The organism is Microbacterium sp. (genome assembly GCF_051953575.1).
Classification (GTDB): domain Bacteria; phylum Actinomycetota; class Actinomycetes; order Actinomycetales; family Microbacteriaceae; genus Microbacterium.
This window is the reverse complement of sequence record NZ_JBQCIP010000103.1, coordinates 1-2,611: the sequence shown is the minus strand read 5'-3', so window position 1 is coordinate 2,611 and position 2,611 is coordinate 1. Positions and strand designations below refer to the sequence as shown.

3 protein-coding genes are annotated in these 2,611 nt (G+C 71.0%); all 3 read left to right on the top strand.

The features are described from left to right. A partial coding sequence (locus ACTHNQ_RS06965; protein ID WP_440332288.1) for an ATP-dependent DNA helicase RecG occupies positions 1 to 1,603 on the top strand: 1,603 nt, incomplete at its 5' end. A gap of 39 nt (positions 1,604 to 1,642) precedes the next feature. Continuing rightward, positions 1,643 to 2,140: a pantetheine-phosphate adenylyltransferase gene (gene coaD / locus ACTHNQ_RS06960; protein WP_018171117.1), complete on the top strand. Its 498-nt coding sequence runs from the start codon at positions 1,643 to 1,645 to the stop codon at positions 2,138 to 2,140. Between the two features lie 42 nt (positions 2,141 to 2,182). After that, positions 2,183 to 2,611 (top strand): YceD family protein (locus ACTHNQ_RS06955; RefSeq protein ID WP_440332286.1); only part of this gene is annotated, 429 nt, incomplete at its 3' end.

The window sequence follows — 2,611 nt, the reverse complement described above, 5'->3', positions numbered from 1 at the left end:
GCTGGAGGTGCGGGCGCGGCACGACCTGCTCGACGCGCGCACCGCGCTGGAGCGCATCCATCGCCCCCAGCAGTTCGACGAGATCGATCAGGCCCGCGCGACGCTCCGCATGCAGGAGGCGTTCGTGCTGCAGGTGGCGCTGCTGCAGCAGCGGGCGTCGGTGCGGGCCATGTCGGCCACCCGGCGCACGCCGGGCCCGCTCCTGGAGCGGTTCGACGAGGCGCTGCCCTTCCCGCTGACACCCGACCAGGTGAGCGTGGGCGAGCAGATCGTGCGCGATCTGCAGGGCGACTGGCCGATGAACCGGCTCGTGCAGGGCGAGGTGGGCTCGGGCAAGACGCTCGTCGCCCTGCGCGCCATGCTGCAGGTGGCACAGTCCGGCGGCCAGTCCGCATTGATCGCTCCGACCGAGGTGCTCGCCGCGCAGCACGTGCGATCGATCGCGCGCATGCTCGGACCGCAGCTCGCGCCGGAGCTGATGCCGACGCTGCTGACGGGCCAGCTTCCGGCGGCAGAGAGGCGCAAGGCCGCTCTCCGTGCCGCCTCGGGGCAGGCGCGCATCGTGGTCGGCACCCACGCGCTGCTGAGCCAGTCCACGACGTTCGCCGATCTCGGGCTCGTGGTCGTCGACGAGCAGCACCGGTTCGGCGTCGAGCAGCGCGAGTCCCTGCGCGCCAAGGGTTCGGCGCCGCACGCGCTCGTCCTCACCGCGACCCCCATCCCGCGCACCGTGGCGATGACGGTGTTCGGCGACCTCGACGTCTCGACGATCCGGACGATGCCCGCCGGTCGCGCGCCCATCGAGACGTTCGTCGCTCCGCTCGCCGAGAAGCCCGGCTGGTTCGGCCGCGTCTGGGAGCGCATCGCCGAAGAAGTCGCGCAGGGGCGGCAGGCGTTCGTGGTGTGCGCGGCGATCGACGCCGAGGCCCTCACCAAGGACGACACCGCCGACGAGCCGGCCGGCGACACGGCGGGGGAGGCCCCTCGCACCCGCTGGGGGGTCGTGCAGGTCGCCGACCTGCTGTCGCGGCATCCGTCGTTCGCCGACATCCGGGTCGAGATCCTGCACGGCAAGATGCCCTCGGACGAGAAGGATGCCGTCATGCAGGCGTTCGCCCGCTGCGACGTGGACGTGCTCGTCGCGACGACGGTGGTCGAAGTCGGCGTCGACGTGCCCAACGCGTCCACCATGGCGATCCTCGAGGCCGACCGCTTCGGCGTGTCGCAGCTGCACCAGCTGCGCGGTCGCGTCGGCCGCGGCGGCGTTCCGGGACTGTGCCTGCTCGTCACCGAAGCCCCCCAGGGCACGCCGGCACGGGACCGCGTCGACGCGGTCGCATCGACGCTCGACGGCTTCGCGCTGGCCGAGGTGGATCTGGAGCTGCGGGGCGAGGGCGACGTGCTCGGCGACGCCCAGTCCGGCGCGCGCTCGTCGCTGCGGCTGCTGCGGGTCGTGAAGGACGCCGACGTCATCGCCGAGGCGCGCGTCGCCGCCGAGCAGGTGCTGGCGGACGATCCCGCCCTCGACCGCAACCCGGGGCTCGCCGCGGCGCTGGAGCACAGCGTGAGCACGGCCGAGCGTGCCGCGCTCGCCAAGAACTGACGCGCAGGGGTGGGCGTTCCGCCAAGTAGGCTGGTCGGCATGAGCAGCCGGATCGCCGTCGTCCCGGGATCGTTCGATCCGCCGACCCTCGGTCATCTCGATGTCATCCGGCGGGCGGCGTCGCTGTACGACCAGCTGCACGTGCTGGTGGTGCACAACCCCGGCAAAGAGGCGATGCTGCCGATCGCGCAGCGCCAGTCGCTGCTGGAGCAGTCGATCGCCGAGGGCGACATCGAAGGCGACGTGATCGTCGCGTCCTGGAGCATGGGGCTGCTCGTCGACTACGCGACCGATGTGGGCGCGGGTGTGCTCGTGAAGGGCATCCGGTCGCAGGTGGACGTCGCCTACGAGACGCCCATGGCGATCGTCAACCGCCATCTCGCCCACGTCGAGACGGTGTTCCTCCTGCCCGACCCCGCGCACGCGCTGGTGTCGAGCTCGCTCGTGCGGCAGGTCGCGTCGCTCGGCGGCGACGTCTCGCCGTACGTCCCGGCGGCCGTCGCGCGCTTCCTCGACACGGGCGCACGCGGCATCTGACCAGCTAGCCGCGGCTAGGCTGGATCCGTGGTCAGAAAGCATGTGACGGGTCCGTTCGCGATCCCGGTACGCGATCTCGTTCGTCGTCCCGGCGAGATGCGCGAGCATTCGTTCGAGGTGCCCGCCCCCGAGAAGTGGGGGGAGGGGCTCGTCGCCGTCCCCGAGGGCGAGATCGTCGCCGTGGACGTGCGTCTGGAGTCGGTTCACGAGGGCGTCCTCGTGTCGGGAGAGGTCGACACGGAGTACACAGGCGTGTGCAGTCGATGCCTCATCGACATCACCCAGGGGCTCGAAGTCGAGTTCCAGGAGCTTTTCGCGTATCCTGGAGAAGACGAAGCTGACTTCGAGGTTCAAGACGACCACGTGGATCTTGAAACTCTGGTCAGGGAGGCGGTCGTCCTGTCGCTTCCATTTCAGCCGGTATGTCAGCCGGATTGCCCCGGCCTTGATCCGGTCACGGGCGAGCGGCTG

Excerpts from the sequence above, each read along its gene's own strand:
- coaD (WP_018171117.1), top strand. The coding sequence starts at position 1,643 with ATGAGCAGCCGGATCGCCGTCGTCCCGGGATCGTTCGATCCGCCGACC.